The sequence below is a fragment of the Vibrio sp. VPAP30 genome (assembly GCF_001188205.1).
GTDB classification, from domain to species: domain Bacteria; phylum Pseudomonadota; class Gammaproteobacteria; order Enterobacterales; family Vibrionaceae; genus Vibrio; species Vibrio bivalvicida.
In genome coordinates, this window is sequence record NZ_LBLS01000013.1 from 283,195 (window position 1) to 309,107 (window position 25,913).

General features: G+C 42.5%; 28 protein-coding genes and 1 tRNA gene. 9 read left to right on the plus strand and 20 right to left on the minus strand.

The features are described from left to right. The first annotated feature begins 17 nt into the window (after positions 1-17). Positions 18-446: a winged helix-turn-helix transcriptional regulator gene (locus ZX61_RS03155; protein ID WP_049843257.1), complete on the plus strand. Its 429-nt coding sequence runs from the start codon at positions 18-20 to the stop codon at positions 444-446. 20 nt (positions 447-466) lie between these two features. Here the strand turns inward: ZX61_RS03155 and ZX61_RS03160 are convergent, their stop codons facing one another. From ZX61_RS03160 to ZX61_RS03170, 3 genes are all read right to left on the minus strand, one after another. Further along, positions 467-811 carry a YajD family HNH nuclease gene (locus ZX61_RS03160; RefSeq protein ID WP_004744035.1) on the minus strand — a complete coding sequence of 115 codons (345 nt, stop codon included), beginning with the start codon at positions 809-811 and terminating at the stop codon, positions 467-469. 119 nt (positions 812-930) lie between these two features. After that, on the minus strand, positions 931-1,827 hold the full coding sequence (locus ZX61_RS03165) for an SMP-30/gluconolactonase/LRE family protein (protein WP_049843258.1): 897 nt from the start codon (positions 1,825-1,827) through the stop codon (positions 931-933). 20 nt (positions 1,828-1,847) lie between these two features. Further along, on the minus strand, positions 1,848-2,456 hold the full coding sequence (locus ZX61_RS03170) for a short chain dehydrogenase (RefSeq protein ID WP_049843259.1): 609 nt from the start codon (positions 2,454-2,456) through the stop codon (positions 1,848-1,850). 101 nt (positions 2,457-2,557) lie between these two features. Here ZX61_RS03170 and ZX61_RS03175 point away from each other — a divergent pair, with 101 nt between their 5' ends. Next, positions 2,558-3,460, plus strand: coding sequence for a LysR family transcriptional regulator (locus tag ZX61_RS03175; protein ID WP_049843260.1), 903 nt, complete (start codon positions 2,558-2,560; stop codon positions 3,458-3,460). Between the two features lie 98 nt (positions 3,461-3,558). Here the strand turns inward: ZX61_RS03175 and ZX61_RS03180 are convergent, their stop codons facing one another. After that, a complete protein-coding gene (locus ZX61_RS03180; protein WP_049843261.1) occupies positions 3,559-3,897 on the minus strand; it encodes a winged helix-turn-helix transcriptional regulator in 339 nt (112 codons plus the stop codon). Positions 3,898-4,091: 194 nt separating this feature from the next. Between ZX61_RS03180 and ZX61_RS03185 the strand changes: the two genes are divergently transcribed. Next, on the plus strand, positions 4,092-4,517 hold the full coding sequence (locus ZX61_RS03185; RefSeq protein ID WP_049843262.1) for a YybH family protein: 426 nt from the start codon (positions 4,092-4,094) through the stop codon (positions 4,515-4,517). 158 nt (positions 4,518-4,675) lie between these two features. Here the strand turns inward: ZX61_RS03185 and ZX61_RS03190 are convergent, their stop codons facing one another. The 9 genes from ZX61_RS03190 to ZX61_RS03235 form a co-directional block, all read right to left on the minus strand. After that, positions 4,676-4,936: a DUF5062 family protein gene (locus ZX61_RS03190; protein WP_049843263.1), complete on the minus strand. Its 261-nt coding sequence runs from the start codon at positions 4,934-4,936 to the stop codon at positions 4,676-4,678. 205 nt (positions 4,937-5,141) lie between these two features. Beyond that, positions 5,142-6,011, minus strand: coding sequence for a PhzF family phenazine biosynthesis protein (locus tag ZX61_RS03195; RefSeq protein ID WP_049843264.1), 870 nt, complete (start codon positions 6,009-6,011; stop codon positions 5,142-5,144). A 58-nt stretch (positions 6,012-6,069) separates the two neighbouring features. After that, positions 6,070-6,411: a MerR family transcriptional regulator gene (locus ZX61_RS03200; protein ID WP_049843265.1), complete on the minus strand. Its 342-nt coding sequence runs from the start codon at positions 6,409-6,411 to the stop codon at positions 6,070-6,072. A 29-nt stretch (positions 6,412-6,440) separates the two neighbouring features. Then, entirely contained in the window at positions 6,441-7,508 is a 1,068-nt protein-coding gene (locus ZX61_RS03205) for a threonine aldolase family protein (RefSeq protein WP_049843266.1), read from the minus strand. A 113-nt stretch (positions 7,509-7,621) separates the two neighbouring features. Further along, positions 7,622-9,559: a sensor histidine kinase gene (locus ZX61_RS03210; RefSeq protein ID WP_235431287.1), complete on the minus strand. Its 1,938-nt coding sequence runs from the start codon at positions 9,557-9,559 to the stop codon at positions 7,622-7,624. 207 nt (positions 9,560-9,766) lie between these two features. After that, positions 9,767-10,042 carry a hypothetical protein gene (locus tag ZX61_RS03215; protein ID WP_049843267.1) on the minus strand — a complete coding sequence of 92 codons (276 nt, stop codon included), beginning with the start codon at positions 10,040-10,042 and terminating at the stop codon, positions 9,767-9,769. Positions 10,043-10,118: 76 nt separating this feature from the next. Continuing rightward, entirely contained in the window at positions 10,119-11,168 is a 1,050-nt protein-coding gene (locus ZX61_RS03220; protein WP_049843268.1) for a hypothetical protein, read from the minus strand. 53 nt (positions 11,169-11,221) lie between these two features. After that, positions 11,222-12,271, minus strand: coding sequence for a hypothetical protein (locus ZX61_RS03225; protein ID WP_049843269.1), 1,050 nt, complete (start codon positions 12,269-12,271; stop codon positions 11,222-11,224). A gap of 312 nt (positions 12,272-12,583) precedes the next feature. Continuing rightward, on the minus strand, positions 12,584-13,204 hold the full coding sequence (locus ZX61_RS03235) for a LysE family translocator (protein ID WP_049843446.1): 621 nt from the start codon (positions 13,202-13,204) through the stop codon (positions 12,584-12,586). A gap of 168 nt (positions 13,205-13,372) precedes the next feature. On the opposite strand from ZX61_RS03235, the gene ZX61_RS03240 reads away from it, so the two are divergent. The 4 genes from ZX61_RS03240 to ZX61_RS03255 all read left to right on the plus strand — a co-directional run bounded on the left by ZX61_RS03240 (position 13,373) and on the right by ZX61_RS03255 (position 16,273). Beyond that, the gene (locus ZX61_RS03240; protein ID WP_049843271.1) at positions 13,373-13,930 is read left to right on the plus strand and encodes a helix-turn-helix domain-containing protein; all 558 of its coding nucleotides are present in this window, start codon (positions 13,373-13,375) and stop codon (positions 13,928-13,930) included. Between the two features lie 168 nt (positions 13,931-14,098). Next, positions 14,099-14,605: a hypothetical protein gene (locus ZX61_RS03245; protein ID WP_235431288.1), complete on the plus strand. Its 507-nt coding sequence runs from the start codon at positions 14,099-14,101 to the stop codon at positions 14,603-14,605. A gap of 65 nt (positions 14,606-14,670) precedes the next feature. Further along, the gene (locus tag ZX61_RS03250) at positions 14,671-15,297 is read left to right on the plus strand and encodes a LysE family translocator (RefSeq protein WP_049843272.1); all 627 of its coding nucleotides are present in this window, start codon (positions 14,671-14,673) and stop codon (positions 15,295-15,297) included. A 73-nt stretch (positions 15,298-15,370) separates the two neighbouring features. Beyond that, positions 15,371-16,273, plus strand: a complete 903-nt coding sequence (locus ZX61_RS03255; protein ID WP_200904210.1) for a DMT family transporter — start codon at positions 15,371-15,373, stop codon at positions 16,271-16,273. 119 nt (positions 16,274-16,392) lie between these two features. Here ZX61_RS03255 and ribA read toward each other — a convergent pair whose 3' ends face one another. The 5 genes from ribA to ZX61_RS03280 form a co-directional block, all read right to left on the minus strand. Continuing rightward, positions 16,393-17,448 carry a GTP cyclohydrolase II gene (ribA, locus tag ZX61_RS23545; protein WP_082173363.1) on the minus strand — a complete coding sequence of 352 codons (1,056 nt, stop codon included), beginning with the start codon at positions 17,446-17,448 and terminating at the stop codon, positions 16,393-16,395. 187 nt (positions 17,449-17,635) lie between these two features. Then, entirely contained in the window at positions 17,636-18,022 is a 387-nt protein-coding gene (locus ZX61_RS03265) for a response regulator transcription factor (RefSeq protein WP_049843274.1), read from the minus strand. Next, the gene (locus ZX61_RS03270) at positions 18,022-20,319 is read right to left on the minus strand and encodes a PAS domain-containing sensor histidine kinase (RefSeq protein WP_049843275.1); all 2,298 of its coding nucleotides are present in this window, start codon (positions 20,317-20,319) and stop codon (positions 18,022-18,024) included. Before ZX61_RS03270 ends, ZX61_RS03265 begins: the two co-directional genes overlap by 1 nt. Continuing rightward, on the minus strand, positions 20,316-21,350 hold the full coding sequence (locus ZX61_RS03275; RefSeq protein ID WP_049843276.1) for an ABC transporter substrate-binding protein: 1,035 nt from the start codon (positions 21,348-21,350) through the stop codon (positions 20,316-20,318). The genes ZX61_RS03270 and ZX61_RS03275 overlap by 4 nt, the downstream gene beginning before the upstream one ends. A gap of 297 nt (positions 21,351-21,647) precedes the next feature. Then, positions 21,648-21,738 (minus strand) — tRNA-Ser (locus tag ZX61_RS03280). A 316-nt stretch (positions 21,739-22,054) separates the two neighbouring features. Between ZX61_RS03280 and ZX61_RS03285 the strand changes: the two genes are divergently transcribed. Further along, a complete protein-coding gene (locus ZX61_RS03285; protein WP_049843277.1) occupies positions 22,055-22,744 on the plus strand; it encodes a MaoC family dehydratase in 690 nt (229 codons plus the stop codon). Between the two features lie 68 nt (positions 22,745-22,812). On the opposite strand, the gene ZX61_RS03290 is transcribed toward ZX61_RS03285, so the two are convergent. Further along, complete coding sequence (locus tag ZX61_RS03290) at positions 22,813-23,385, minus strand: malate synthase (RefSeq protein ID WP_049843278.1); 573 nt, start codon at positions 23,383-23,385, stop codon at positions 22,813-22,815. Between the two features lie 162 nt (positions 23,386-23,547). Here ZX61_RS03290 and ZX61_RS03295 point away from each other — a divergent pair, with 162 nt between their 5' ends. Continuing rightward, positions 23,548-25,077, plus strand: coding sequence for a DUF3612 domain-containing protein (locus tag ZX61_RS03295; RefSeq protein WP_049843279.1), 1,530 nt, complete (start codon positions 23,548-23,550; stop codon positions 25,075-25,077). A gap of 346 nt (positions 25,078-25,423) precedes the next feature. Here the strand turns inward: ZX61_RS03295 and ZX61_RS03300 are convergent, their stop codons facing one another. After that, positions 25,424-25,858 (minus strand): Mpo1 family 2-hydroxy fatty acid dioxygenase, encoded by a 435-nt coding sequence (locus ZX61_RS03300; protein ID WP_049843280.1) that lies wholly within the window; start codon positions 25,856-25,858, stop codon positions 25,424-25,426. Positions 25,859-25,913: the final 55 nt, after the last annotated feature.

Genomic DNA, 25,913 nt, shown 5'->3' on the forward strand with positions numbered 1-25,913 from the left:
ACGAGTACGATTAATGAATGGTAGATAAAAAAACTAAAGAGTGGTCAGGCTGTCCGGTTCGTTTTGGCATGAGCCAATTCGGAGATAAATGGAGCTTTCTGATTCTTCGAGACTTGATGTTTAAAGGTCGGCATTACTATCAAGAGTTTTTAGAGGCAGGTGAAGGTATCTCTACTAACATCTTGGCGAGCCGACTTGCGGATTTAGAATCAAACGGATTAATCAGTAAAAAACGGGATACTGTTAAGCGTTCTAAGTTCGTCTACACATTGACCGACAAAGGAATAGATTTGCTACCTATGATGCTAGCGATGATCGATTGGTCCGAAAAATACGACACCAAAACCGAAGTTCCTTCTGATTTCATTCGCACACTACGTGGAGAGCCTGAACGCTTGCGTCAAAAGTTGCGAGAAGGCTTAACTACAGAATCGAAAAATAATTAAGTGCAACAAAAATGGTTGGATTATTTTTTCATCATACTCGCGAGTTCTGCAAACGGATTGTAGGTCGCCCCTTGATGATCATCTTGACCTGGTTTTATCTCACTGCCATAACGATCATGCTCTAGATATTTACTGTGCTCATGATCGTGGCAGTAAAGACACAGCAGCTCCCAATTACTTCCATCTTCTGGATTATTCGTATGATCGTGATCTTTGTGGTGAACTGTCAACTCACGCAAATTTGAGTAAACAAACTCCCTAGCACAGCTTCCACATACCCAAGGGTAGAGTTTTAACGCTTTTTCCCGATAATCAGCTTCTTTGCGTGCATAGCTAGCACTGGTTCCGTAAAAATCTGAAGACATTTTGCTACCTCATAGGCATTGATTCAGTCAGATGCTAGCATGGACACTGTTGGGAAAAAATGATCAGGCCTAATAAAAAGGGACTGGTGTATCTACCAATCCCTGCTTTTGTCCATAAATTAGTTTGTCGATGACTTAATTTTGAACACTAACACTTTGTTGTATGCGGTCACCATCAGTAAGTCTTGTTGCTCGCCACCAATTTCTAGGTTACTGATATGGTCCGCGTCGATAGCAATGAAGTCAATTTGTTTACCTTGTTTATCAAACACACCAACACCACCATGTGCTGCGACAAAAAGATTGTCGTGAAAATCCACAACAATACCGTCGACCATAGGCTCAGAACCGGAGGCTGCTTTCACCTGAGCAAACTGAGTTTTATTGCTGATTGATTGATCATTGACATCAAATCGGTATACCCAGCCATCAGAAGTATCGGCAACGTATAACAAAGATTCATCAGAAGAAAAAGCAATACCATTGGGTAACTCTAACTCTCCAGTCATCAGCTTTAGATCACCATCTAGGTATCGATAGACACCATTGACGGGTTGCTCTGACTCCGACTTAGCAGGGCCGTACCCTTGGATACCAAATGGAGGATCAGTGAACCAAACGCTTCCATCGCTGTTAACGGTTAGGTCGTTCGGGCTATTGAGCAAATTTCCGTTGTATGTCGCGGCTGCAATGACCTTCTCTCCACTTTCCTGACGGTATGATAGTTTTCTATCATGACGGGCTGCCCAAAGGTTGCCCTTCAAATCAATAGCAAGACCATTGGCATAACCAGAGTTGTTGTCGAAAACACTCAGCTTACCATCAGGAACATATGAATACGTTTTGTTGTTTGGGATATCACTAAACAAGAAACGCTGGTGTTTTGCATCCCACACGGGGCCTTCAACAAACCCAAAAGAATCACCCACAAGAGTCGGATCACCTTCCACTAAAGAGCTAGCAGAAGCGCCAATCGAGAAGGCGGTGACGGCGGCCATAAACATTAATTTATTCATTTTAAATACCTCTTACTAACTCAGTTGCCTGCGAAGGCCTTAAACGTTTTTCCCGATTCAACTCCTAATACAGATCGAATATAAGATCTGGCTACATCTTTTGCATCGATGGAGTGGAACCCAGGGAAGTAGTCTCCATAAGTACCCAGCGATTCGGTGACGACTGATGGACTTACAACATTTATGCGAATACCACGCGGCAGCTCGTTAGATACTGCTTTTGCGAAATGCTGTATTGCGCCGTTAAGCGTTGCTGCACTAGTGCCATAAGCAATTGGATGATCAGCGATAATACCGCTTGTCAAAGTGATACTGCCGTTGTCATTCAAATACTCACTAGCAATCTGCGTCAAGTTCACTTGCCCCATAAGTCGGCTATTAATGCCCACATCCCAGTCGTCACGCGATAAGCTTGTGAAAGCGTTAAATGCAACATCTCCAGTAGCACAGATGATTGCGTCCACCTGGCCTATTGATTCAAGTGCCGTGCGAATAGAGCCGGGGGCGGTAATGTCAATCTGGACATCGCCGCTACCTTTGCCGGCTTTGATAACTTCATGTATTTCACCTAGAGCTTCTACAACCTCGCTGCCGATTGTGCCCGATGCACCAATTACAAGAACTTTCATAGTATTTCTCTCCCTTGTGTTTACATTTTGAATCTTAGCTAGTTGAACCCGCGAGAAAAACAACAGAAAATGACCTCACTGTTTACAAAATGGGTCTAATCATGAATTTAACTTATGTACAGACTTTCTTGGCTGTGGCCGAAGAGCAAAGCTTTACCAAAGCAGCGGAAGCGTTAGATGTTTCGAAAGGCTTAGTATCTCGCCATGTACAAAAACTCGAAGAAGCATTGAATTCTAAACTGTTTCATCGAACGACTCGCTCTATCAGCCTGACTGAAGTAGGAGAAGAGTTGTATTCAAAGGCAAAGCAAATTCAGTTACTCGCCACTGAGGCGGAAATGCGTGTAAATGATATGACGCAAGAGGTCACTGGAGACCTAAAGGTAACAGCTCCAATTGAGTTTGGACGTGCTCTTTGTCACCATGTAATCCCTCCCTTTAGGCAACAGTACCCGAAGGTTAATTTAATCCTCGATTTCGGCCCCATAAAGAAGAAAATTGAGTCTGGTGATTATGATGTCGCTTTTCGAGCTTATGATGAATTGCCAGGCGATGTTGTAGCACAAGACTTGGGCTTCATCCGAAATGTACTAGTTTGCAGCGGTAATTATGAAAAAGAGAACAGGGTCGCTGTTATTGAAGATATTCATCAGTGTTCCTTCATTCTTAACAGCCAAAATGAGTGCTGGAATCAATTGGACCTTATCAGAGACGAACAAAGATATAATATTGAAGTAACAGGAAGCCTTCGCTCTAATACATACAGTTCGATATTAGAGTTAGCACTACAGGGAATGGGGGTTGCTAGCTTGCCATATTATCAAGTCGAAGACCTTATTAAGGGTGGCAAACTTGTCCACGTTCTTCCTGAGTGGTCTGTAAAGGCTCAAAAGCTAAGTCTCATATATGCACAGAGGCGAGTTACCCCCAAGAAACTGGTCACTTTTAATCTTGCTGTAAAACAATGGTTGGAGTCTAAAAACTCATACATGATATTGGGGTAGATTAATAAAGGCTAGCCTCCGCAGTACTCAATTAGCAGGTAAAAATCTCTCAATGCGCGAGTCGCCCTAACAAGGTTACAAGCCCATTCTCACATGAACTACATATCATCCCAACCATGCGCTTTTTGTACGATCAGATCAACCACATTAGCAAGCTCTTTGCCTTTAGAGGTTAAACCGTATTGCACCGTGACAGGGATTGTCTCTTCTTGTTTTCGCCAGACAAATCCATGCTGTCGTAACAACTTTAAACGCTCAGTGAGTACTTTACTTGAGACCAATGCCAACTGCTTACGTATTTGACCAAAACGCATCATCTCCTCTTGCCCTAACAACCAGACTATGTGCGCAGTCCACTTAGTTGATATCAATGTTAAGTATTTGTCCACACTACAATAGTCGTCTGGCTGTAATTGATGATTCACTTCTGTCGACATCTCTCTTCCTTATTTCATTCTTTGCTAAAGCGCCGTTTAATAACGCACTGTATCACAACCCATTGGTTACCTAGAGGTAACTAGTTACCTTTTAGAACCTAGTTTAAATTAGAAACTAACTTCTTTATTGTTACTCCATAGCCACAAGGCAAGGGTATAGGTGGTATCTGAGCCAACAATAAAAGGACTAAACCATGCGTTACATTTTACTTTTAACTTTTCTGTTTTCTTTTTGTCTCCAGGCGGGGGCTCAGTACTCGAAACCACAAACCCCTTCTGAACTGCACGCACTATTTGGGCAATATTTTGAGAATAATGACTTAGAGGGGTTAAGTACGCTTTTTCATCAAGACGCCGTGTTTGTTTTAGATAAAGAAGGTAACCAAGCTAAGGGAAGAGAAGCGATTAAGCAGGTGTTAAAGGGTTACATGAAAGACGATGTTAGTATCCTCACCAAAAGTGTCTCTATCCACATTAACCAGGACGTAGCCATGGTTCGCTCTGATTGGGAAATATCGAACGCCCTACAACAGAAGGCCATACAAGGAACGGCGTTAGAGGTCATGCATTACGTAGATGGTGGCTGGGTGTACATCATCGACAATCCAAATGGTTATTAGTCGTGGCTCGATAAACATAGAAGATAATATTCAAGAATATTAGAAGAACGCACATCATAAAGGATGACTCAGGTGCATGTGCCTATCCTTCAAGTTCTTTTGCTTACGATAAGACAAAGGCGAACTAAATGGTTCGCCTTTTTACATATGAGAATCGTTTACTTCAAAGGGTCGTTATCTGGCAGTGCACTATGAATCCAGAGTGCGAGTCTGTGTTTGATATTGGCACCATCAAGCTTACTTTCAGGTAACGGAGGGATTTGTTTGGCATCGACCAAAAATAGGTAGATAGCTTTCACTCTAATCGGCTGTGGCGACTGGGGTAATTCGAAGCCTTGCATCTTCGCCATTTTCTCACCAATTTCCAGTGCCTTCTTTACTAGTTTGTCTTCATTGTGAAGCTTGGAGCTTTTTGACATTAATAGAATCCTCTTTCCGACTTCACTTAGAATACATCAAGCTTGAAAATAGGCGTGTTAGCAACCTCTCAGAATAACAACCAACCTTAGTTGATTTCTCCGGCACACTACTTCTCTAAAACATCTATTAAACAAACAGATAAAGTTTTAAGCAAATTGTCCGCTCAAAAACTTAAGGCAGGTACTTATCTGCTCCTGACTGTCACTATACGACTACTACAGATTTAGAACTAGAAACCACGCCAACTCCACCTGCAAGCAAAGAAGTAATCTCTGAATTGTTGAGTGTCAGCAACACTTTAATGCAGCTTGGTGACGGTGTTGTCATCGCGTAACCCTGTTCGATATGGATCTCGTGCTTTTTAACTCCCAAGTAGTCATATAAGTAACACGCCAGCGGTCCAGCTGCCATTCCTGTCGCAGCCTCCTCCTTTATCCCGTAGCGAGGCGCGAACATTCTTGCTGAAGCATCCCTCCCGGCGCGGTTAGTTTCAAGTGTAAATACATAGAAGCCTATCAAGTCATACTTTTCTGACAGCTCATTAATTAAATCCATTTTCGGTTTAAGAGATTCCAATGTATGAATATCTTTAACTCCGACCAGAATAAAAGCATTTCCGGTACTCGCAACAATCGGTGTTCCAAGCGTATTCTCTTGCACGAGATCTAAGGCTTCCAAAACTTTATCCATATCAGCTTCAAGGCGGAGGTAGTGTGGTTGTAGCTGCTCCATATAGGCAAACTCGCCTTCCATCCGAATCTCACGATTTCCGTCAATCGTTTGTTTAGACGTATTTGGATTGGGAACTAGTCCCTGCTTGGCAAGGTAACTAAACGTTGCAACGGTGGCATGACCACAATGTGCGATTTGTTTCTCTGGGGTGAAAAAGTCGAGCTTAAAGTCTGCTCCAGCATTCGACTCTGAAACAAACGCAGTCTCAGACAAGCCGACTTGCTTAGCAACCAGCAGTTTTTGCTCGGTGCTTAAAGAGTCTGCATCTAGAACAACACCGGCGGGGTTGCCACCAAACTTTCCGTCTACAAAGGCATCTACGATGGTTACTTTTACTTCCATTTTGCTTCTCCTCACTGGGTTAGTTCAATGAGGTTAGCAACCTAGACCATACTCTAGGTCAAGCGTTTTTGAAGCGTTTTATTTTGTTTTCTGTCACCTCGATATAGTGCTCGATATCCTGTTGCTGTTTATAAAGGTGCTTAAGGTGCACTTCTAAAAATGCAATGCACTCTGAGTCGTTGCCCTGATAGAAGGCCTCCGTATATCTTTTTATAGTGCTTAAAGACATACCAGAATTTTTCATACACGAGACCCAATTAAGGACATCCACATCTTTTGAGCTATACGAACGATGACCACTGACATCCTTAACAGGCTTTTTGACTAGACCCTGTTTCTCATAATAACGAATAGTGTGGATACTCATTCCTGTTTTATCACTGACAACTCCAATTTTCATTTCATAGGCACCTATAACCACTGTCTCACTCAGTTAATTAATTCCTTAAAGAAGTTTCTTAACACTTCATCTTCAATTTCAAGCAGGTTGTCACCCACATACCATTCTACAACCGACTGATTTGGGTTGGCTGTCACTTGTGGATTACCAAACCAAATGCCCTTTTCCGTCGCAAACGCCTGCTGAAGTTCTTTTGCTTCATGGCAGCTAAACGGAAGTATGAGATGCAGCATGTTAGATTGAGGTTGAACGGGGTTCACTGCTAGAGCGGGAAACTCTTCGAGAATCTTGTATATTTGTTTAGTGCGCTCGAACAGCTTTGGCAGTTTGGCCAACTTTTCATCAAATTGCATCGCAGCTGAAACAACATAAGGTGTACGGTGATAGAGGTTGCCACCTTGGCGCTTCATCCAGATTGAAGCTAAGTCAATAAACTCTTTTGAACCAAGTAGCATAGAGCCGCCAAGTCCATTAATCCCCTTGTATAGTGAAACATACGTTGTATCAAAGCCTTGTGCGATTTCTCTGTACTCTTTCTGATAGTAAGCAGACGCTTCCCATAGTCGCGCGCCATCCATGTGGAGATGAATGTTGTTGTCGGCACAGTAGCTTTTTATCTGTTCGAGTTCACCCCAAGAAGGCAGTTGACCACCAATTTCACGCATAGGGAGTTCATACAAAACCGCCGCCAATTTGTCGGGCCACACTTTTAGGTCTTCGAGCTTCCATATTTGAAACTGATTGCCTATCGGCAATATGTTGAATCGATTCTGAAGTTGGTAGCCTTGTCTTTCATGAACATATATGTGGCTAGATGGGTGCATGCCTACATTAGGGTTTCGTTTTTGTTTTGTCGCGAGTTCCAATACTGTGGGTTGCGTCATTGTTCCTGTGACAACAAAAAGCCCTGCTTCATAACCCAGTAAATCTGCCACTTTCTGCTCGAAAGCTTGGATTGTTTCACCTTCGCCATAGACATCGTGGCTTACATCCTTATCTTCACACCAGTTCGCCATTTTTTTGAAGTGTTCTGCTGGCGAATCCTCTCTGTTGCCAGGTAGGTGGATGTGACATAGCTGCTTAAGGTGAGCACTCATAATTCTTTCCTTAGATTAGACATCCCCCCAATGTAACCTGTTAAAAATGTGGGGTAAATACCTCAAGCTAAGGGGATCATACTTGCTTATTCACATAAATTGCTTAGATTGGTTCATTCCTCAAGCATAACTTGCTTAGGAAGGGTAATGACAAACTTAACGCCATTCGCAGATGAAAACTCTAGGTTTCCTTTCAATTTCTGATTGACTAAATTGAAAACCATATTGAGCCCAATACCAGTCCCTCCACTACCGCGTCGAGTGGTGTAAAAGGGTTCAAAAATCTTCTTGTGCAGCTCCTTCTCCACACCGCATCCGTTGTCTTGATAAATGAACACTACATCTTCGCTCTGTTCGAAGAACTCTATCAATATTTGGGGCTCTGGTTGCTGCTCAAATGCATGATAGACGCTATTCAAAATCAAATTGGAAAACACCTGCGTCAGAGCGCCAGGCAGACTTGACATTGATACACTAGAATCGCCTTTTAGCACTGGCACGACCAATACTTTTCGAGTTTCAGGATGGAGACTCGCGATCAATGATTCTAGTACATCTTTAACGACAAAATGACTCAATGCTTCAGATACTTGGTGTACTGCTGTTTGTTTAAAGCTTTGAACCAGTGACGAAGCGCGGTTTAGATTAGCTTTCAATAATTCGAGTGCCTCGAGTTGCTGGCTCATATTGATTTCAAATTGCTCGCTAGTCAGTGTTTGTTTCTGAAAGGCGGCATTCAGCTCGCTATTTGCGTCAGACACTAACGAAGCAGAAGTAATCGCAATACCGAGAGGAGTGTTCACTTCATGAGCAATACCAGCAACAAGCCCCCCTAGTGCTGACAACTTCTCCGACTCAATCAATTGGTCTTGCGTTTGCTTTAACCTTTCCAAACTTTGCTTTAGCTCAAGAGTGCGTTGCGCCACGTTGTTTTCGAGGTTTTCATTTAAATTCTCAAGTTGCTTTTGGGCTGCAATACGGACATCTATTTCTTTGTGCAGTTTTTGATTCGCTTTATCTAAATCAGATAAGAACTGATTAAAGTATACCGTTAACTGGGCAAGCTCATCCGTCGAACCCGATTTATCTTTCATCAGTGTTGGATGCTTGCTCGCAGACGCCTGGCTTATCCAATTCATCATACCTTTTAGAGGCAATACAATTGATCGGCTAAGCATTAAGTTCGATGGAATCACTAAAGCAATGGCAAAAACTAAGACGGCAAGATGTATTATTTTCAGCTCCACAAGCGGTTGATTAAGTTCTTCTACATAGGTCGAAGAAACGATATACCAATCGTATTCCGGTAGATATCTAAAGACCGCTATTTTCTCGCGGAAATCTTCGTCATGAGGATTTTGCCAAGTATAGGTAATCGTGCCGTTTTTCTTGTTTATTATCTCTTGCACAAAGAGCTTGCCATTAGAATCGGTAACGTTGTAGAAGTTTCCTGTAACGAATGGATGTACAATAGGATCGCCTAGTTGATTAAGTACGTATGAATAGCCAGTTTCGTCGAAGTTTAACTTGGAGATCGAGTCACTGAAGTCATCAATATTGATTAGACTTGCAAACTCCTCTCTGTACGAGGAAGAAGTGATGATCCAGTCCCAAGGCTCAAAGTAGACCATGTAAAGTGCTTTTGGCCGCTCAACCAATTCATCTGGGTTTTTCCATTGATATTCTAGATACCCTTTCTTTGACTGAATTTGCTGCTTAATAAAATCAAAGGAAATAAGACTCGTATTAATCAGCGGTTGTTTGGGATGAACTCTAATCACCCCAGAAGAGTCAACCACATAGGGATAGCCTGTCTCACCTATCGATTGACTTAACAAGAAGCTTGTCGCCTTTTGCTTTGCTTGTTGCTCTGTAATTTGGCCAAGCTGAAACTGCTGATAGCACAACTCAACATATTGGAGGTTTTGCTCTGATATTCCACGTAAGTAGCTGCGGATAGTAATATCAACCGTGTTGACGATGTTATTCGTTATTGACTCAGTAGCCGACGTTAGTTCTTTCTCCACTCCTTGCTTGACAACTTCTCTCATTAACAGATAGTTAGCGAGGTTAGCAATATTGATCACAACTATGAACAACAGCAAATAACCGAACAGCAATCGGTTTCTAATCGACAGTTTTCTTAATATTCTCTGTAGACTTAGCATAATAACCCGCTTATACGCTTTTGTTCCTAAAGCATAGTCATTAAATCCACATTGAGTGTGGAAGCCGTTCCTGCGAAGCTGGTCGTTTCTCTACATTTTCGAGCCGGCAAAAATGCCAAAACTGAGAACATTCAGCGTATCTGTTAAGCTTTCTACCGCGGTTAAAATCTGCCTTGTGGGTTCTGTGTCTAATAATACCTGAGCATCGATACTTTTCTGCATAGGCTCTTGGTCACTAACTTCCTTTTCGATAGTGTATGGGATTTGGCTGACAACGTCTTCAGGCGCGAGCGTTTCATTCGTACTAGAGCACCCAATGAGTGGGCTAAGTAGACTTAATAGAAAAATGGAATGTCTATAGGTCATAAGTTATCAACATAACAAAAAAACACCGTTCGATTGTATGATAGCTTTCAATCTGCTGCTAGTACGAATTACCTTATCATAGCAATTGTTCTAAAAAAGCCACCTGCTGACGCTCTTGTTCACTCATCTGATACTCCTCGTCACTAAGGGTGTCGGAGTTGAACGTTCCTATCGGGTAACTTTCTAGATCACTTTGCCCATAGCCAGCCTTCTCTCCCGGATAACCCGACATTCTTTCAATAACAACATTCTTCAGTTCAAGATCGTTTGAACCTTTTGGCAGAACCCTTTTAAATGTCTTGAGCTCTATAGTTTGTTCCCCTTCAGATAAATACTGCTTGTGAACCAAGGACGCAATTACTTTTCCACCGCTTTGGTACAAATTGGCTCTGACTCGATAGATTCCAGCTTGACCAATATCGAGGGTAATCGGCAACCTCATATCTGGACCAGAAGCATACCCATCCCCAACACTGACAACACTTGCTACGGGGTGATAAAAACGGATATCAGCGCTAACCACGTCTTCCCCTCGCTCAAAATCAACGTTTGCGACTAAGCGAATCTCTTCAGGCCAGTCAACCTCCGGAGCGACAACCCAATGCCGACTATCTGAAAATACTGACGCCAATACTTTCTGGCTTTCGACAGATACAATATTCAATTCAGCGACGATAATTGGTTCACTTGTCTTTAGCTCTATCTCAATTTCTTCTGGATAAAAGTGTCTGAACTTCTTAGCACTCAGTGAGGCTGTAGACTTTCCATCTAACACAGGAAGAGGCTGTTCAATGAATTCATTCCAGCTAAGGTAAGGGCTGTCATCTCCTTCAATTGGCTGAGAATAAGACGGATACTGGAGCTTTTGCTGATGCATATAAGCGACTCGCTTTAAAGGCAGCGACAAAGAGGTCAACGCAGGTGTATTTGCGTTATGCCCTATAATCAGACTTGCAGCCGCTTCCTCGACTTTTTCTTTAACTTTCACGCTATTTTGAGTGTTTTCTGACACGGAGAAGTTTTTAGCTTCTGACGAAATATCCTTCTCTTGTTCAAACAGCCACACCGTTACTCCACATATTACGAGTAGCATAGACGAAGCAGATACCGTATGTTTCCAATGCATAGAACAATCCTTTTAGTTCGAGGCTATGGTGCTTAGCCATAGCCTCGTGATTACTAGTTCATAGCAACTGCAAGCTCTGACATAGTGCGTTTCGAGGAGTCTTTCACATACAGATATTTCGTTCCCCACCAGCCACTCTCTTTATAAGTTTCTAGCTCGACATATTGACCGTTCGTTAGCTCTACCTTATTCACACTGGAAGTCACTTCACCCTTATGTTTTGAACCAACAACATCGCTATGGCTATAACTATCTCCCATAACCAAAGGGTAGTGCTCTGGCATAAAGCTAGAAACGCCCTTACTCTGATTCGAAATCTTTCCGTTCATTGCCAAATCTGTCGAGCAACTGTCAAATTTTCCAGAACTTGACGCGCCGCAGGCAGAATGTGCAGCTACGACACCATCGTCGTTACCAGGCAAAAATGCCGATGTCGTTTTGAAGTAATCGGTGCCATTACCAATAAAACGAATCCGTGGGATCCTATGTTCGGACAGTCGTGCGATTTGTCGAGCGTTGGCAACCTTTAGATCATTAAGTACACCTGAGTTTTGCTGGTTTGGCATTTCCCCTAACCAAAGAGAAATCGCATATCGCATCGCACTGTTTGCCAAGCCGCCGCCCTCAATTATATTGATGACGATGTCAGCCAATTCAGAGCCTCCACCAGCCCCTGCAAAGTCAAACGTGGCCACAATATTCAAAGGTGTCATCCCCGCATTAGTCAACCAGTTATCCTGATTGTCTAGGAGATACCTCGTCACTAAATCACCTGCAGAGTGAGTAACAAATATACACCCCGTCTGACATGTACCTTGTTGCGACAATTCCTTTAACTTTGGCCATGCGTAGTCGCTCGCAATCTTACCCTCGACACGTTCATATGCAGGCCAGTCGATACGCGCATCTGCGTATTGCAGCCAGTACTCTTTCCAATAATCTTGCCCTTCCAAAGCGACTTGAGCTTTATCGGGTTTAGACTTGAGTTGATCAGATTGAAAGCCGTGTACTAAGACCACGTTATAATTACCTATCGCAGCATTTGTGAAACTAGAAAACACAACAGCCCCAAGTATAGAGACAATTTTTATCATTTTTTTCATGATGTTATTTAACCTTTATCATCCTTTGATTCGCTTCATTACTTTAAATAAGGAGCAAAAATTCAAACATCGAAACCACTTCCGCTCGATTAATAGAGTTAGTAGCTGAACAATTTTCAATCAACTCATCCGACAAGAGCTTTTGCACTAGGTTAAAAAAACAACATTTGTAGCCATGCTTTTTGAGACACAAAGCAGATTTATGCAAACCTGCCATATGCAAATATTTACTCATGCATTACGCACTGCTTTTATGGCAGTATTTTTGGCTCAGTAAAGTCAAATAAAGGGAAAGAGAACAGACACTTAGCTCTAAGTTTGAGTGCTTAGCTGAGCGACAATATCGATAGCAACGGGTAAAACGGAAATGGCTAGCAAAGTCGACATGGCAAGATTAAAAACCCTTAGGTAACTAGGGCTTTGCAGGTAGTGCCTCAGCACTGAACCGAACATAAGCCAAATACCGACACATGGAAAGGAAGCAACAAAAAAGGTTGATGCAATGGTTAAGTTTTGCGAAACGTACGCATCCCCAACGGTGGTAAAGGCCGAAATCGCACCTATCGCCACTACCCAAGCTTTCGCATTTACCCACTGAAACAAAGCACCTTTCACAAAGCCCAGAGGTTTGGCTTGCTCACTTCCACTTGAGACATTTCCCGATCTAGCAATTTGCCAAGCAAGATAGAGTAAATACGTCGTCCCGAGCGTTTTAATCACTAAATCTAATTGAGGAAACAAACTAAATAGCTGGCCAAACCCTAGCCCAACCAATAACAACATGACAGTAAAGCCAACACAAATCCCCAAAAGCAGGGGCATGGTCTTTCTGACACCAAAGTTCACCCCTGATGTCATCACCATAATATTATTAGGCCCCGGTGTCACCGATGATGAAATGGCAAACAAGGCCACGGATAATAGATATTCCACAACAAACATCCTCTTTTGTTCTGGTTTAATTGCGTACAGCAAGACCCTCAATCAAACAGATGATTTAATGAACGATAGAATTATATATTGAACACCCTATTACAGTTTGTCAAACCGTCCATTCGTTTTTTATAATGAACAGATTAAAGTAAGGAAGTTTGTAATCCTATGACAATGAATAAAGCACCAATTGCCCAGATCGCAGCAACACTCAGTGCGGAAAGACAACGCTCTGGACTTAGCATCGCAGAAGTGGCTAGACGAGCGAACATCGCAAAATCAACGCTTTCTCAGCTAGAAAATGGATCAGGAAACCCTAGCATCGAAACGTTATGGTCAATCTGTGTGGTTTTGGATATTCCATTTTCTCGCTTGATCGAGGAACCTCAAGCAAAAACTAAGGTGATCCGCTATGGTGAAGGCGTCTCCGTTTTCTCAAAGAATGAAGATTACAAGGCGACCCTGTTGGCTGCATGCCCTCCGAGTGTCAGTCGCGACATTTATTGGCTAGAAGTTGAGCCCGGAGAGCCTTTTCAATCAGAACCTCACAACCGAGGTGTTATTGAGCACATGATCATTGTTAAAGGGAGAGCACGACTAGGGCTTCTCTCAGATCAACATGAACTAGGAGAAGGCGACTACATCACCTACCCTGGTGACCAAGCCCATGTATTTGAAGCTTTAGAGCCAAATACACGCGCGATGTTAGTGTCGGAATATCGATAGTCTAAGTGGTTGGGAGCATGACCAAGGTAACATTTGGGCACGGATTAACTTGAACAGCTAAGGTACCGTTCTACTATTTGAATGGAAATAGTTTTCAATATATGGGGATCTTGTGCTTTTATTATCTTTCATTAAATCGTTATGCCTTAAGCTTCTATGGCATTATGTATGAAGTTGCGTTCTCATTGGTTATTTTGCGGTTTAATGCTGTGTATAACTGCCCAGCAGGTGAATAGCCACAGCGTACCTAAAACAACATCTGAGCTAATTATTCGCGATGGCCAAGCGGAGCTAAAAGTTCTTGTCGACATAGAAAACTGGCTGATGAGGCTTCAGGACCCTCAAGCTTGGCTACTGGGAGATACCGAAGTTCTCCTAACTGAAGCACAACTCACATCAAGCCGACTCAATGTAGAGCTCTACAAGCTTCTAGAAAATGGCGTCGAACTCTCTATAAACGGCAAGACTATTCCATTAGCGCCCATTAAAACGGCAGACTCGCAACATAGCCATGTGGTTGAGTTTCGATTTTCAGCCACGCACCCTTTTCAGTCTCCACAGGAAATTGGAATTCGCTTTCCGAAGTCTCTTGGTGACGTTCATTTTTCGTTATCACACCCAATTTATAGTCAACTACCAGCAGGCTCCGCTCAGAACTTCTCGCTGCAACATTAGTCATTTTCAGTCACAGAAAAAGGTGTTAGTGTGCAAAGAATCAACGACAAGCGGAGCGTCAGCGTATGAGTTTTGAAAGTGCTATTACCTTTTTTATTGCAATGCTTATCTTCAGCGTTACACCTGGCCCTGGAGTCTTTGCTATTATTGCTCGCGCTATTGTGTCAGGAGCCCGAAACTGTATTGCTCTTTCTGCGGGAATGGTTGTTAGTGATGTAATCTACTTTCTTCTTGCTTGCTTCGGCCTCGCTGCTATCGCAGAAAATTGGGCGACATTGTTTGTCGCCATCCGATACGTTGGTGCCGCTTACCTAATTTATTTAGGTTATAAGATGATTAAAGCACTGCCCCAAGCCAGTCAAGCTCTTGAACAAGATATGGTCATCAATAAGCAATCCAATCTTTCCGGCTTTGTGCAAGGGTTCCTTATTTCGGCATCCAACCCTAAAGTGATTCTGTTTTATATTTCATTTTTGCCGACATTTATGGATCTTACATCCCTCAGTAACCAAGACATTATACTAGCAGTCGCACTCACAATGGTTGCATTGATGACAGGGTTAATGAGTGTCGCGATAGGCGCAGGGAGGCTATCTAAAATAATCAAAACTCCCAAAGCACAACAGAAGCTCAACCGAAGTGCGGGCGGTATGATGATCGCTGCCGGAACTTATTTAGCGATTAACAAGTAAGCTCATTTGTCTACTTTAATCCCACGAAAAGGGTGACTGTTGTCACCCAAATTTTAATCAGTCTCTCAATACAATGCTTAATAATACTTTCAATCAAATCCCTATAGGGGTTCGCTTCATGCTTCTTTCAGCACTCGGCTTCGCTCTGATGTCTGCGTGTGTAAAGTACGTCAGTAACTATGGTATCCCCGTTTTTGAAATTGTTGCAGCTCGAGCTCTAGTTTCTCTGGTTATTAGCTACATAGATTTAAAACGCAAACGAATCTCCATTTGGGGCAATAACAAACCTTTACTCTTTGTTCGAGGAACCGTGGGCACCATCGCACTAATGTGTGTTTACTACGCAGTCACGACTCTGCCTCTTGCTGAAGCAACTATTTTGCAATACGTTCACCCTGTGTTTACTGCTTTACTTGGCGTGCTGTTCTTAAAAGAGCGAATTCAATCTTCAACAATAATTTGTATCGCCTTCTGTCTGGCTGGTTTATGGCTCATGGTCCAGCCAACAATGAGTGAAGGCCCAAGCTCAGAACTCCCATTGATTAGTATTGTAACTGCATTGTTCGGTGCTTTTGGTAGCTCAATCGCCTACGTAATTGTGAGAGCGCTAAGCCAAAGCGAAGACAGTTCCGTCATCATTTTTTACTTTCCACTTGTCGCTCTGCCAACCTCGCTGTTGCTAGTATGGAACGAGTTTGTGTGGCCAAGTTTGTATCTCACACTCGTGTTGGTTCTCGTCGGGATCTTTACCCAAGTTGGTCAATATGGTTTAACGAAAGCTATGCAGACCCAAGCAGCGGGGAAAGCATCTGCCTATTCATATATTCAAATCGTCTTTTCTGCCTTGCTCGGTGTCTTAGTATTTAATGAAATGCCTTCTATTTGGACTTACTTAGGAGGAGGTTTAATTGTGACAGGCGCACTGGTCAATGTCTTTGGTAAGCAATTACTCTGGCCCTTGAAATCAAATCGATAAGGTCAAGCAACATACTAAAGGAAAAGATTGTTGTACTAACTCTAAATTGACTCTATTTCTAGTCTAACCTACAAAAAGAGCCATCAACTGATGGCTCTATACTAGTTACTCCAATACCCTTACTGCTTAATAAAACTACTATCAAACATATGCCCTAGCTTCTCAGCTTTAGTTGCAAGATAATGTTGGTTGTTGATATTACAGCCTTCTTGTAGCGCTACACGCTCAACAACATCGATATTGGCTCGCTCTAGAGCTTTGAGTTTTCTCGGGTTGTTTGTCATAAGCCGCACAGAATCAATACCAAGGTACGACAGCATCCCTTTACAGAATCGGTAGTCTCGCATATCGGCAGCAAAACCAAGCCTTTCATTTGCTTCTACCGTATCTGCACCATCATCTTGCAGGTGATAAGCTCTGATTTTATTAAGTAATCCTATACCCCGCCCTTCTTGACGTAAGTACAGTAAAACCCCCGCCCCTTCATTGGTAATATTCTGTAATGCTCGATCTAGTTGAAATCCACAATCACAACGCGTACTGAATAATGCATCCCCTGTTAAACATTCTGAGTGCAATCGAATCAGTGGGGCAGGCACAGTACTAATGTCACCGTAAACAAGAGCTACGTGCTCCTTCCCAGTCTCATGCTCAATAAAGCCAAACATTTCGAATGTGCCCCACTTTGTCGGAAGCTTGGCCTTATCAACAAACTGAACCAGACTAAATGGTTCGCTACTCTTAAGATGTTCCCTGACTTCCATCAAAATCTTACCAAGGTGATTTTCACCCTTGCCGTTGCCTCCGTCCCCCCAAAAAGCATCTTTGTGAGAGTGCTCTGTTAAAACGGCATCTCCAGTACTGATAAGCTTAAAAGCTAACTTGGGGTTTTGACTGAATTTTTCTTCAACGATGAAGCGCATAACCCCAATACGTTCATCATTCCAACTGGGCTTTACCTCTTCCTGATATGTGCGACTTAAAGCAAACGCGGAATCAGGGCTATCACAGTTTCTGATCTCTTCTTTAGTAATTGGGTTGATAAATTTTTGGGCTTGATAGTAATGTTCACTTGTAGGCCAGATTTGACCATTTACTTCGATGGGAGACTGGCAAAAATTGGAGAGAAAACCATAACTTTCGTCTGGTTCGTAAAACTGAATGTCATCGATCATGGTGGACTCCTGACGTTGCGACTCTGAATAAGAATGAGAAACCACACTCATATTAAGTCTTAGTCTTAGTGGCTACAAAGTCAACAAAGCCCTAAAACATTTAGCCGCTTACAAGCTACGATGAGCAAAAATTTAATAATTCGTATCCATTGCTGTTCATGGAGTAAATCCCCTTTGAATCAAAATATTACTTATCAACACAATCAAGCAGCCCTATCTGCCCAAAAATTTCGTATAAGTCTTTAAATGCGATCGGCTTAGTCAAACTTGCGTCTACACCAAATGAGTTCGCGAGCTCAAGATAGGTATTACCCGCTATACGTCCACCACCCGAAATCGCGATGACTTTGCATGGAAAATTAAAAGAATCGTCTCGAATAGCCATCAGAAAGCCAAGCCCATCCTGATCAGGCATCACAATGTCAGTGATTACAAGGTCTGGAGTAGTAGCATTAAATTTCTCTAAGCCCTTCACCCCATCATAAGCGATTTCAACATCAAACCCTTTCCTCGACAGATGTTGATAAATTGCGTCACTAAAGTCTCGATCATCGTCGATCAGTAATATTTTCATCAGCTAGCTCCCATTGTTACGGTTGATTTTCCCCGATCTATATGAACATTCACATTTTGTTGGATAGGCAAAGAAAGTGTGAAAGTAGTTCCGATACCCAATTTGCTTTCTACACTTAATCGACCATTGTGTGAACAAGCGATACCGTAGCTAATCGACATTCCTAGCCCTGTGCCTTCTCCGACTCCTTTTGTTGTAAAAAACGGATCAAATACGCGACTTAAGTTATCGCTTGAAATACCGTGTCCAGTATCTTCAACCTCAATAATTACACAGTCATTTTCTGTGTAGGCTCTTATCCAAATAACCTTGTTTTTCTCTTTGGACACTGCGTGCTCTGCATTAGAAAGCAAATTTGTTAAAACCTGCTCAATTTGAATTTTACAGCACTCTACACTCGGCAAAACGGTTGAAATATCTTGGTGTAAAACGATGTTGCTTAAACGGAGGCGCTGCGAAAACAAAATGAGCGACTCTTCAATCATAAGACGTATATCGGTTGGTTCCATTTCAACAGACTGTTCATCGCGGCTGAATGTACGTAAGTGCTGAACTATCTTAGTTATCCTTTGAATCTGGCCCGTGATTTTGGTATATATCGGAGTAATGGCCTCTCTGCTAATTACTTCCTCTTCTTCCGCTATCGAAAATATTAGTTCAGCATTTAATTGAATCGCTCCAAGTGGTTGATTGATTTCGTGCGCCAAACCTGCCGACAACTCACCAATCGATGCCATTTTTGCAGAGTGGATAAGCTGATTTTTGGCGAGACTTAAAGCTTGATTTGTTGATTCAAGTTCGCTAGTAGACTTGCGCAACTTTTCCTCATATATAAGACGATCGCGAATATCGGTCGCGATACAAATAATATTTCTAACCCTACCTTCGTCATCACGCATAACAGAGCCGGACAATAAAACTGGGATACTATTACGACTCTTATCAAGATACCGTTGCTCATTACTGGCTATGACACCGTCTCGGATAAGATCATTCACTTCTAAGTGTTTACCATAGGGGTCACACACAACAGTAGAAAATGGCTGACCAACAAGCGCTTGTTCTTGATACCCCAAAAGAGTGAGGGCAGCCTCATTGGCCCGTGCAATAACTCCGTTAGGGTTAATTACAAATAGAGCTCCTGGCATTGTTTTAAGTATATTGTCTACGTAGTCTTTCGAAACTGTGGTTCTTTGCAGAATTTCAGTCATTCTGTTGAACGATGTAGCCAAGGTTCCAACTTCATCTCTTGTATCTATATCTGCTTGCACAGACAGGTTTCCACGTGAGACTTCTTCTATGGTTTCTGTCAATCGCTCAACGGGTCGAGCTAGTAACCTGCCGACAAAGTAGAGTACCGTTATCACGCAAAGCATCACTACTACCGTGAGTATAGTAACGTGTCTCGCCAATGCATTCACAGGGGCTAGAGCCTTCTTCAGTGGGACTTTCAACGTCAGCTTCCACCCACTACCCTTATATCCAAACAAGCCATTTTGATCGGCAAAAACCACCAACAAAGCGCCATACTCATGATTATTATCATTATTAACACCAGCCTGTTTCGAGCTTTTACCAAATGCTTCTATGAACTCGTTCGTGGCATCTTGTCGATCGATAGAACGCTCATTCAATAATGGGTTGGATCTTGCTATAACGCTTCCTTCACTATTGACCAAATCTACAATTACGGGTGGTGCAATCTCGTCTAAGATTTGAGCTACAACTGGCCAGGCAAAATGACCAATTACTGCACCTATAATCGTGCTGTCACCCCGATTAGCTCTGATGGGCGCACTGAAAATCACAGTTTCACGTTGACCTTCTCCTGGAAGGACTTGGTCAGAATAGTAATCTGTACCTTCGATTGTATGCTTAAAGGCAGTATTGCTTGGAGGGTAATCCTCAATACTTCGCCCAATCGCTCTCTTATCTGTAGAAATTAAAATGCGACCAAAACTATCTACTAGCATCAATTGATCCCAAGGTCCCGTCAGGAAAGTTCTCTCATGCCAGTCTGTCGCAATTAATTCGGGAAAAGTTTGAGTTGACTGCCATTCTTCTTGCATAAGATCTTGCAGATTTTCATCTTCAGCGATCATTTTGATATCACGCAACGCAGTATAAAGAACACGGTCTATGCTATGCATTTGATGTTGCGCGATTTGGAGGTAACTATTAGCGATATTGTTTTTCAGTAACTCTCGCGCAGAGTAGAAGGTACCCACTACCAACGCAGGTACTCCGATAATTGATACGACTACAATTGAAAGGGTGATTTTATTGGCAAACTTCATTGCGAAACCTGTTGAGAGGAATGCTGAACAGTTCGAATAAACCGTGCATCAATAAACGTCATACTATCGACTTGCGATTGAGTTACGTTTTGCTCGATGAGGAACTTGTTTATTTGCCTTGCGGTACCATGTAAGGATTGAAAACCAGCGCCATAAGAGAATGAAGTGACGTTCCCGCGTAAGTCTACGATATGGTTTAGTTGAGCAAATGCCTGGACATCTTCTAGTGGGACACCGTAAATATTAGCAATGATGCTGTAAGCTTCGATAGGATGATCAAAGATAAACTGCGTTGTTTTATGCCACACGTTTATAAAGGCTTGGACATCAGCATACCTTTCATTAATAAAACTTCGATGAAAGGATAACCCCGACGGTGAAATACCTGGGATCTCTGAAGTGTCAAACAGCTTGTGACCTTGTCTACTTTCTATTGCTTGAGAAGCAATAGGCTCCCAAGTGACAATAGCATCTAGCTTCCCTTTGGCAAATTCTGATGCGGCTTCTTCGCCCGATACATTTACTTTGATTACATCACTGGCACTTACACCATGCCTTTTTAACACTACATCTAAGATGTACTCCAAATAAGTACCTTGATCGACGCCAATCGCTTTACCTTTGAGATCGGTTATTGATGCCACTTCTGGACTGGCGACAATTGCATCTACCCCCATTGAGTTATCACTAATATTCACCATCACAATATCTGAGCCAGAAATATTGAACTGAATCAAATCAAACAGCGTAAAATTATTGTTGTCTATCTCCCCATCCACCATAGCTTTCAATGAGCCCCAATAGTCTGGGTGAGTATCAAATAGCTTAACGTCTAACCCCGCTTCCTCAAACCAGCCTTTTTGATCTGCAATTTCAATCCAAAACGTGCCCGGCCAGTAGCCCCGAGCAACAGTCATGGGCAAACCCGTTGTTTCCGTTTCTTCATTCATTGTTGTCGAAGAATACCACCACATCAGGCTAACTATAGAGAAAGCCAATAACGCAGCTGAAATTGTCAGTTTCCTATGCATTCTATTTTCCTCACCTTCGCTGGTGCCAGAGCTATCCTGAGCACCTACAGAGCTACCACAATTAATGGCAAAAAATTGAAATGAAAAATCAAGTGTGCAATTAGTAGAATAGTGGAAAATTCATGGGTAATCCAAAGTTCAACAAATTTGGAACGTTGTTATAAATAATTGAAACTAAGAAACTACGGTTTAAGTAGTACGAACTTTCTATTTACAGGAGTAACAAGACGAAGGAAGGGAACTAGGGAAAAGAGATACGAAAAAGCCCACTGTTTCCAGTGGGCTTTTTCTTGAATGTGGCGGAGAGATAGGGATTTGAACCCTAGATACGCTATTAACGTATGCCGGTTTTCAAGACCGGTGCTTTCAACCACTCAGCCATCTCTCCGTTGCGGGGCGTATATTAGGTATTGCCCTGAAGATTGTAAAGCAATAATTCTCCCTCAATGTTTCAAGTGCTGAGAAACTATGCAGCCATTTCATGTTTTCTGTGACTTCTACCATCAATACACGTCAATTGTTGGAGCTAACATTCTAAAAAAAGAGATAGCAATAAAATAGTGTTTTATTTATATCCACTTGATATAAATGAAAAATATCACTTTCAAGCAACAGCTGTACGCCCGAAAGTAATTGCACAATAGTGTGAACTGATTCAAAATTACGGAATTAACTGAGTAACAACGTCTATTTCAGAGGTTTTTATGAAAGTCGCAGACTTATTTAAACATCGTGGTGAAGCTATCTCTAAACAGCATTCTGAGTTTATACAATGGATGACTCCGACTGTACGCGAGTACTGGGGAGAGATTGTTAACAAGGCTCACAACCGCCACCTGTTTACTCGTCTGCTTGATTTTCAAGCTCCTGCTGTCAATGACGAGGTTCAAACACCTGTTCAACAGCCAACAGCTATTGAGCTAAAGCCTGAAGCACAAAAACTCTTCATAGAACTGCAATCTAAGCTTGGTGAAGTCATCCACACTGGCGAATGGTTCGATGTTTCTCAACAACGTATCAACCAATTTGCTCAGGTGACTCAAGACATGCAGTGGATCCACACAGATCCAGAGCGTGCGGCTGAAGAATCTCCGTTTAAGACGACCATCGCACACGGATTTTTAACTTTGGCACTATTGCCAAAGCTGACAGATAGCGTTGATCCTGACAACAACCTGTTTCCTACCGCGAAAATGGTTGTCAATATTGGCCTAAACCAAGTCCGCTTTCCTTACCCAGTAAAGGCAGGCAACCGGGTTCGTGCGGTAAGTACTCTTTCAAAGGTGACACCAATTCGTAAAGGATTAGAAATTGAACGCGAAATTAAGGTTGAGATTGAAGGGGTTCGTCGCCCAGGTGCTGTGGTTACCTCTGTAATTCAACTGCACTTCTAGCAGTCTCGGTCATATCAAGCAAAAAAGGATACCCAATGGTATCCTTTTTTCGTTTTACACAATCTCGATTATTTCATGGTGTAGCAGCACTCTAGCTGATAATCATCACCATTCTTGGCGGTGTACTCTTTTTCTTCAGTACAAGCTCTTGGCTTACCTTTTTCGTCACCTTTAACTAAGCTAATCCAGTGGCGCATCGCTGCCATATCTGCCATTTCTTGGGGAAAAATGGTGCATGTTTCTAGTTGGATATCTTCAATATCAATTAACTCAATACAGCCTGTACCTTTATGGTTGCCAAAGGTCACCTCAACGTGGCTTCCTGTGCCATCCCTGAACAAGATTGACGTTGGATCTTCTTTCTCACCCATATACGCAACAAAGTGTTTCGGGTGTTTAAGACCACTATGAGTTCCATCTTTGAAGTATGCCATTACATGGCGATAATCAATCACATATGCCGTTACTTCCTTGTGGGAACCGTTCTCTAGCGGGAATAAACGGTCAAGTAGCTGCTTTGCTTTTACCTGTTTCTCACTTGCTTGGTTAGCATTTATTGTTTCTACCGCGAAGACTGCTTCAGCGATAAATGGCTTATTTTGTTTTTGAATGTCAGTCTTATCGAATGTCAGCATATTCATAGCGTTTCCCTCGCGGATATTTCACAACTTTTAAGTCCTAGAGCAAATGATCCAAACCGGCGTTTAATTGTTTTGCGATTTTGTGACTTTGCTTAGTTTGTATACTAGTGAATTTTTGACTACAATTTCACAACAAAAATTTTACAATGTGAATTTTACAAAATGCCAGTGTCAAAAAGCCTTATTCGCCAGTCTCATTTCTTAGGTACTAAGATCAGAAACCTGAGGAAACGCAACCATTTAACTATGGAGGATCTCTCTGCACGCTGTATACGCGTTAACCCAGAGTACGCCCCTTCTGTCTCTTACTTATCCATGATTGAACGTGGAAAGCGCGTTCCAAGCATTGATATGCTGGAGGTAATTGCAGAGGTGTTCCAAAAAGATCCAGCTTGGTTTTTAGATGACGAACCTGAGCAGGCAGACATCACACCAGATAAAGGAAACCGTGGCGGGATAAGTGGTATGGCACTTGAACCCAGTTTCCTATTTTCGAATGACATTCTACAGATAGCGATACCCGAGATGCTATCGCAAACAGGTATCACTGGCCGCCAGTTTGCGCATTTGCTTATTCGAGCTCACCAAGAAAGTAACCAGAACCACTTTCCAGATTTAGAGCGCGCGGCTGAGGAGGTCGGCCTAAAAAGACTGAATCTCTCGGCAGAAGATTTGATGGATATCGCGCGTAGTTTAGGGCTAACGATTCGTTGGATTTCGCGACCACCGCAAGATGTAGTCGATGAGCTAGGTGTCAGCGCAAAACAGATCGTTACCTCATTTTTTGAGCCCCCCGGTAGCATCTATCTAAATGAAGTACTTAAACAGTACCCAACGCGCCTTAAATACGATTTAGCGGTCTATATTGGCCATTGCGTTTTACACAGCAAAGAGGGCCTAAAGAGCGTTCTCTCGGTTGGACACGCCAACAGTTGGGAAGATAGCGGTCAAGCGTCCCCAACTTCAGAGCTAAACTCCCAAGATATTTTGCAAGCATGGCGAGATTTCGAATCAAGCTTTTTCGCTGGAGCCTTGCTTTGCCCCAAGGTCCCTTTCAGACAACTTCTCGATCGTAGCGGTTATGAAATAGACGTTCATCTTAAAGCTGGCGTTTCTCCTTCAGTCGCCATGCGTCGTATGACCGTTGTATCGCCTTATCCGCACTGGCACTACTTTGATGCCTATGGACAAAACAAATTAAAAGCCGTCTACCGAGGAAATGGTATCCCACTTCCTTGGGGGAATATGCGTAAAGTGAATGACCCTTGTCAGCACTGGGCCGTATTTAGAAGGTTATCAGAACCTCAGCAGGGCAGCTCAGCACAAATTTCGATATTAAATGTCGGTGATGAACCAAGGATATATTGTTGTGAGTCCGTCAATATGACAGACCCGGCTGGAAACAATCGCGTCCTGTGTGCAGGAATTGATTTAAACCCGGCGATCGATGCGCAAGGAGGCAATTCTCTCGAATTAGCCGAAGAACTCAAGTCTTTATGTGTGAGTAATGGAGGAAGTGCCGCGATCCCTCGTTATATGCAAAAAGAGTTCACTACAATAGCTAAAATCCTCAATATCAATTGGATTGAACGGGGTATACAGACAGATGCGAGAGTAATCTGTTCCCGCGGTGCAGTTTGCCCCAGAAAGCCTAGTTGCTATAACGGTTGCCAAGAAATTACAGTGCAGTAACTTTCTTCCAATCGATTTTACTTAGCCCAAAAAGAAAAAAAGCCAATCACAATGGTCGTGATTGGCTACATATAAGTGTGAACAAATTGGGTTCACTAACAACGTCAGTTGGCTAGGTGACCCTCGGCTTAAGAAGGGTCACTAGTAATAAAGCATTAAGCGTGCCAACTTTTCAAACTACTCAAAACCCTCAATTTTGGCTAATTAATAACCCATTTCACAAAAACTAAGCGCATAATAGCTTCTTATTTTGCATTTTATTGCAGAATGGAAATTAATCGTGTTGCAAAATGCAAAATCACCTACACTAACAAACAATACGGCTCGACTCGCCAATGATTAACTTTTATCGCTTTCTGAATACCCAGATCGGGCCAATCAGCAAGAATTGAACATCTTCGAAAAATGAAGGTTTCTTACCTTCTATTTTGTGACCAATAAACTGAAACAGCCATAACACAGCAAATAGCGTAAGGGAGACTAATAGAACCGAAAGTTGCATTATCTCAATAGACCAGATAAGTGAAATACAAGCTAAGGTAAAGCCAAGCATCATCAAGAAGACGCTTAAGGAAAGTCTAAAATAGAACACCATAACAGGAAATGCGGCCACCCATACCCAATTCAGTGTCATACCGAACACCTCAAGTGGCGGAATAGACCAGATCAACCCTACCACTGATAAAAAGATCCCTGGTACAGCAACTTTATGTATCTTTTGGTTGATGGGATTTTGATGGCTATCTCCATACTCCGATAGCCATTGAGAGAGATCCTTCATGCGTATTCACCTGTAAATTCATCCTAATATTTCTATAGCATGGCTTTACACCTCC

Coding starts and splice junctions, on each gene's coding strand:
- ZX61_RS03240 (WP_049843271.1), top strand. CDS start 13,373: ATGACAATGAATAAAGCACCAATTGCCCAGATCGCAGCAACACTCAGT.
- ZX61_RS03200 (WP_049843265.1), bottom strand. CDS start 6,411: ATGAAAATTGGAGTTGTCAGTGATAAAACAGGAATGAGTATCCACACT.
- ZX61_RS03155 (WP_049843257.1), top strand. CDS start 18: ATGGTAGATAAAAAAACTAAAGAGTGGTCAGGCTGTCCGGTTCGTTTT.
- ZX61_RS03265 (WP_049843274.1), bottom strand. CDS start 18,022: ATGAAAATATTACTGATCGACGATGATCGAGACTTTAGTGACGCAATT.
- ZX61_RS03275 (WP_049843276.1), bottom strand. CDS start 21,350: ATGCATAGGAAACTGACAATTTCAGCTGCGTTATTGGCTTTCTCTATA.
- ZX61_RS03180 (WP_049843261.1), bottom strand. CDS start 3,897: ATGTCGACAGAAGTGAATCATCAATTACAGCCAGACGACTATTGTAGT.
- ZX61_RS03185 (WP_049843262.1), top strand. CDS start 4,092: ATGCGTTACATTTTACTTTTAACTTTTCTGTTTTCTTTTTGTCTCCAG.
- ZX61_RS03295 (WP_049843279.1), top strand. CDS start 23,548: ATGCCAGTGTCAAAAAGCCTTATTCGCCAGTCTCATTTCTTAGGTACT.
- ribA (WP_082173363.1), bottom strand. CDS start 17,448: ATGATCGATGACATTCAGTTTTACGAACCAGACGAAAGTTATGGTTTT.
- ZX61_RS03245 (WP_235431288.1), top strand. CDS start 14,099: ATGAAGTTGCGTTCTCATTGGTTATTTTGCGGTTTAATGCTGTGTATA.
- ZX61_RS03270 (WP_049843275.1), bottom strand. CDS start 20,319: ATGAAGTTTGCCAATAAAATCACCCTTTCAATTGTAGTCGTATCAATT.
- ZX61_RS03300 (WP_049843280.1), bottom strand. CDS start 25,858: ATGAAGGATCTCTCTCAATGGCTATCGGAGTATGGAGATAGCCATCAA.
- ZX61_RS03195 (WP_049843264.1), bottom strand. CDS start 6,011: ATGGAAGTAAAAGTAACCATCGTAGATGCCTTTGTAGACGGAAAGTTT.
- ZX61_RS03170 (WP_049843259.1), bottom strand. CDS start 2,456: ATGAAAGTTCTTGTAATTGGTGCATCGGGCACAATCGGCAGCGAGGTT.
- ZX61_RS03205 (WP_049843266.1), bottom strand. CDS start 7,508: ATGAGTGCTCACCTTAAGCAGCTATGTCACATCCACCTACCTGGCAAC.
- ZX61_RS03285 (WP_049843277.1), top strand. CDS start 22,055: ATGAAAGTCGCAGACTTATTTAAACATCGTGGTGAAGCTATCTCTAAA.
- ZX61_RS03220 (WP_049843268.1), bottom strand. CDS start 11,168: ATGCATTGGAAACATACGGTATCTGCTTCGTCTATGCTACTCGTAATA.
- ZX61_RS03165 (WP_049843258.1), bottom strand. CDS start 1,827: ATGAATAAATTAATGTTTATGGCCGCCGTCACCGCCTTCTCGATTGGC.
- ZX61_RS03255 (WP_200904210.1), top strand. CDS start 15,371: ATGCTTAATAATACTTTCAATCAAATCCCTATAGGGGTTCGCTTCATG.
- ZX61_RS03190 (WP_049843263.1), bottom strand. CDS start 4,936: ATGTCAAAAAGCTCCAAGCTTCACAATGAAGACAAACTAGTAAAGAAG.
- ZX61_RS03160 (WP_004744035.1), bottom strand. CDS start 811: ATGTCTTCAGATTTTTACGGAACCAGTGCTAGCTATGCACGCAAAGAA.
- ZX61_RS03290 (WP_049843278.1), bottom strand. CDS start 23,385: ATGAATATGCTGACATTCGATAAGACTGACATTCAAAAACAAAATAAG.
- ZX61_RS03215 (WP_049843267.1), bottom strand. CDS start 10,042: ATGACCTATAGACATTCCATTTTTCTATTAAGTCTACTTAGCCCACTC.
- ZX61_RS03210 (WP_235431287.1), bottom strand. CDS start 9,559: ATGAGAGAAGTTGTCAAGCAAGGAGTGGAGAAAGAACTAACGTCGGCT.
- ZX61_RS03225 (WP_049843269.1), bottom strand. CDS start 12,271: ATGAAAAAAATGATAAAAATTGTCTCTATACTTGGGGCTGTTGTGTTT.
- ZX61_RS03250 (WP_049843272.1), top strand. CDS start 14,671: ATGAGTTTTGAAAGTGCTATTACCTTTTTTATTGCAATGCTTATCTTC.
- ZX61_RS03175 (WP_049843260.1), top strand. CDS start 2,558: ATGAATTTAACTTATGTACAGACTTTCTTGGCTGTGGCCGAAGAGCAA.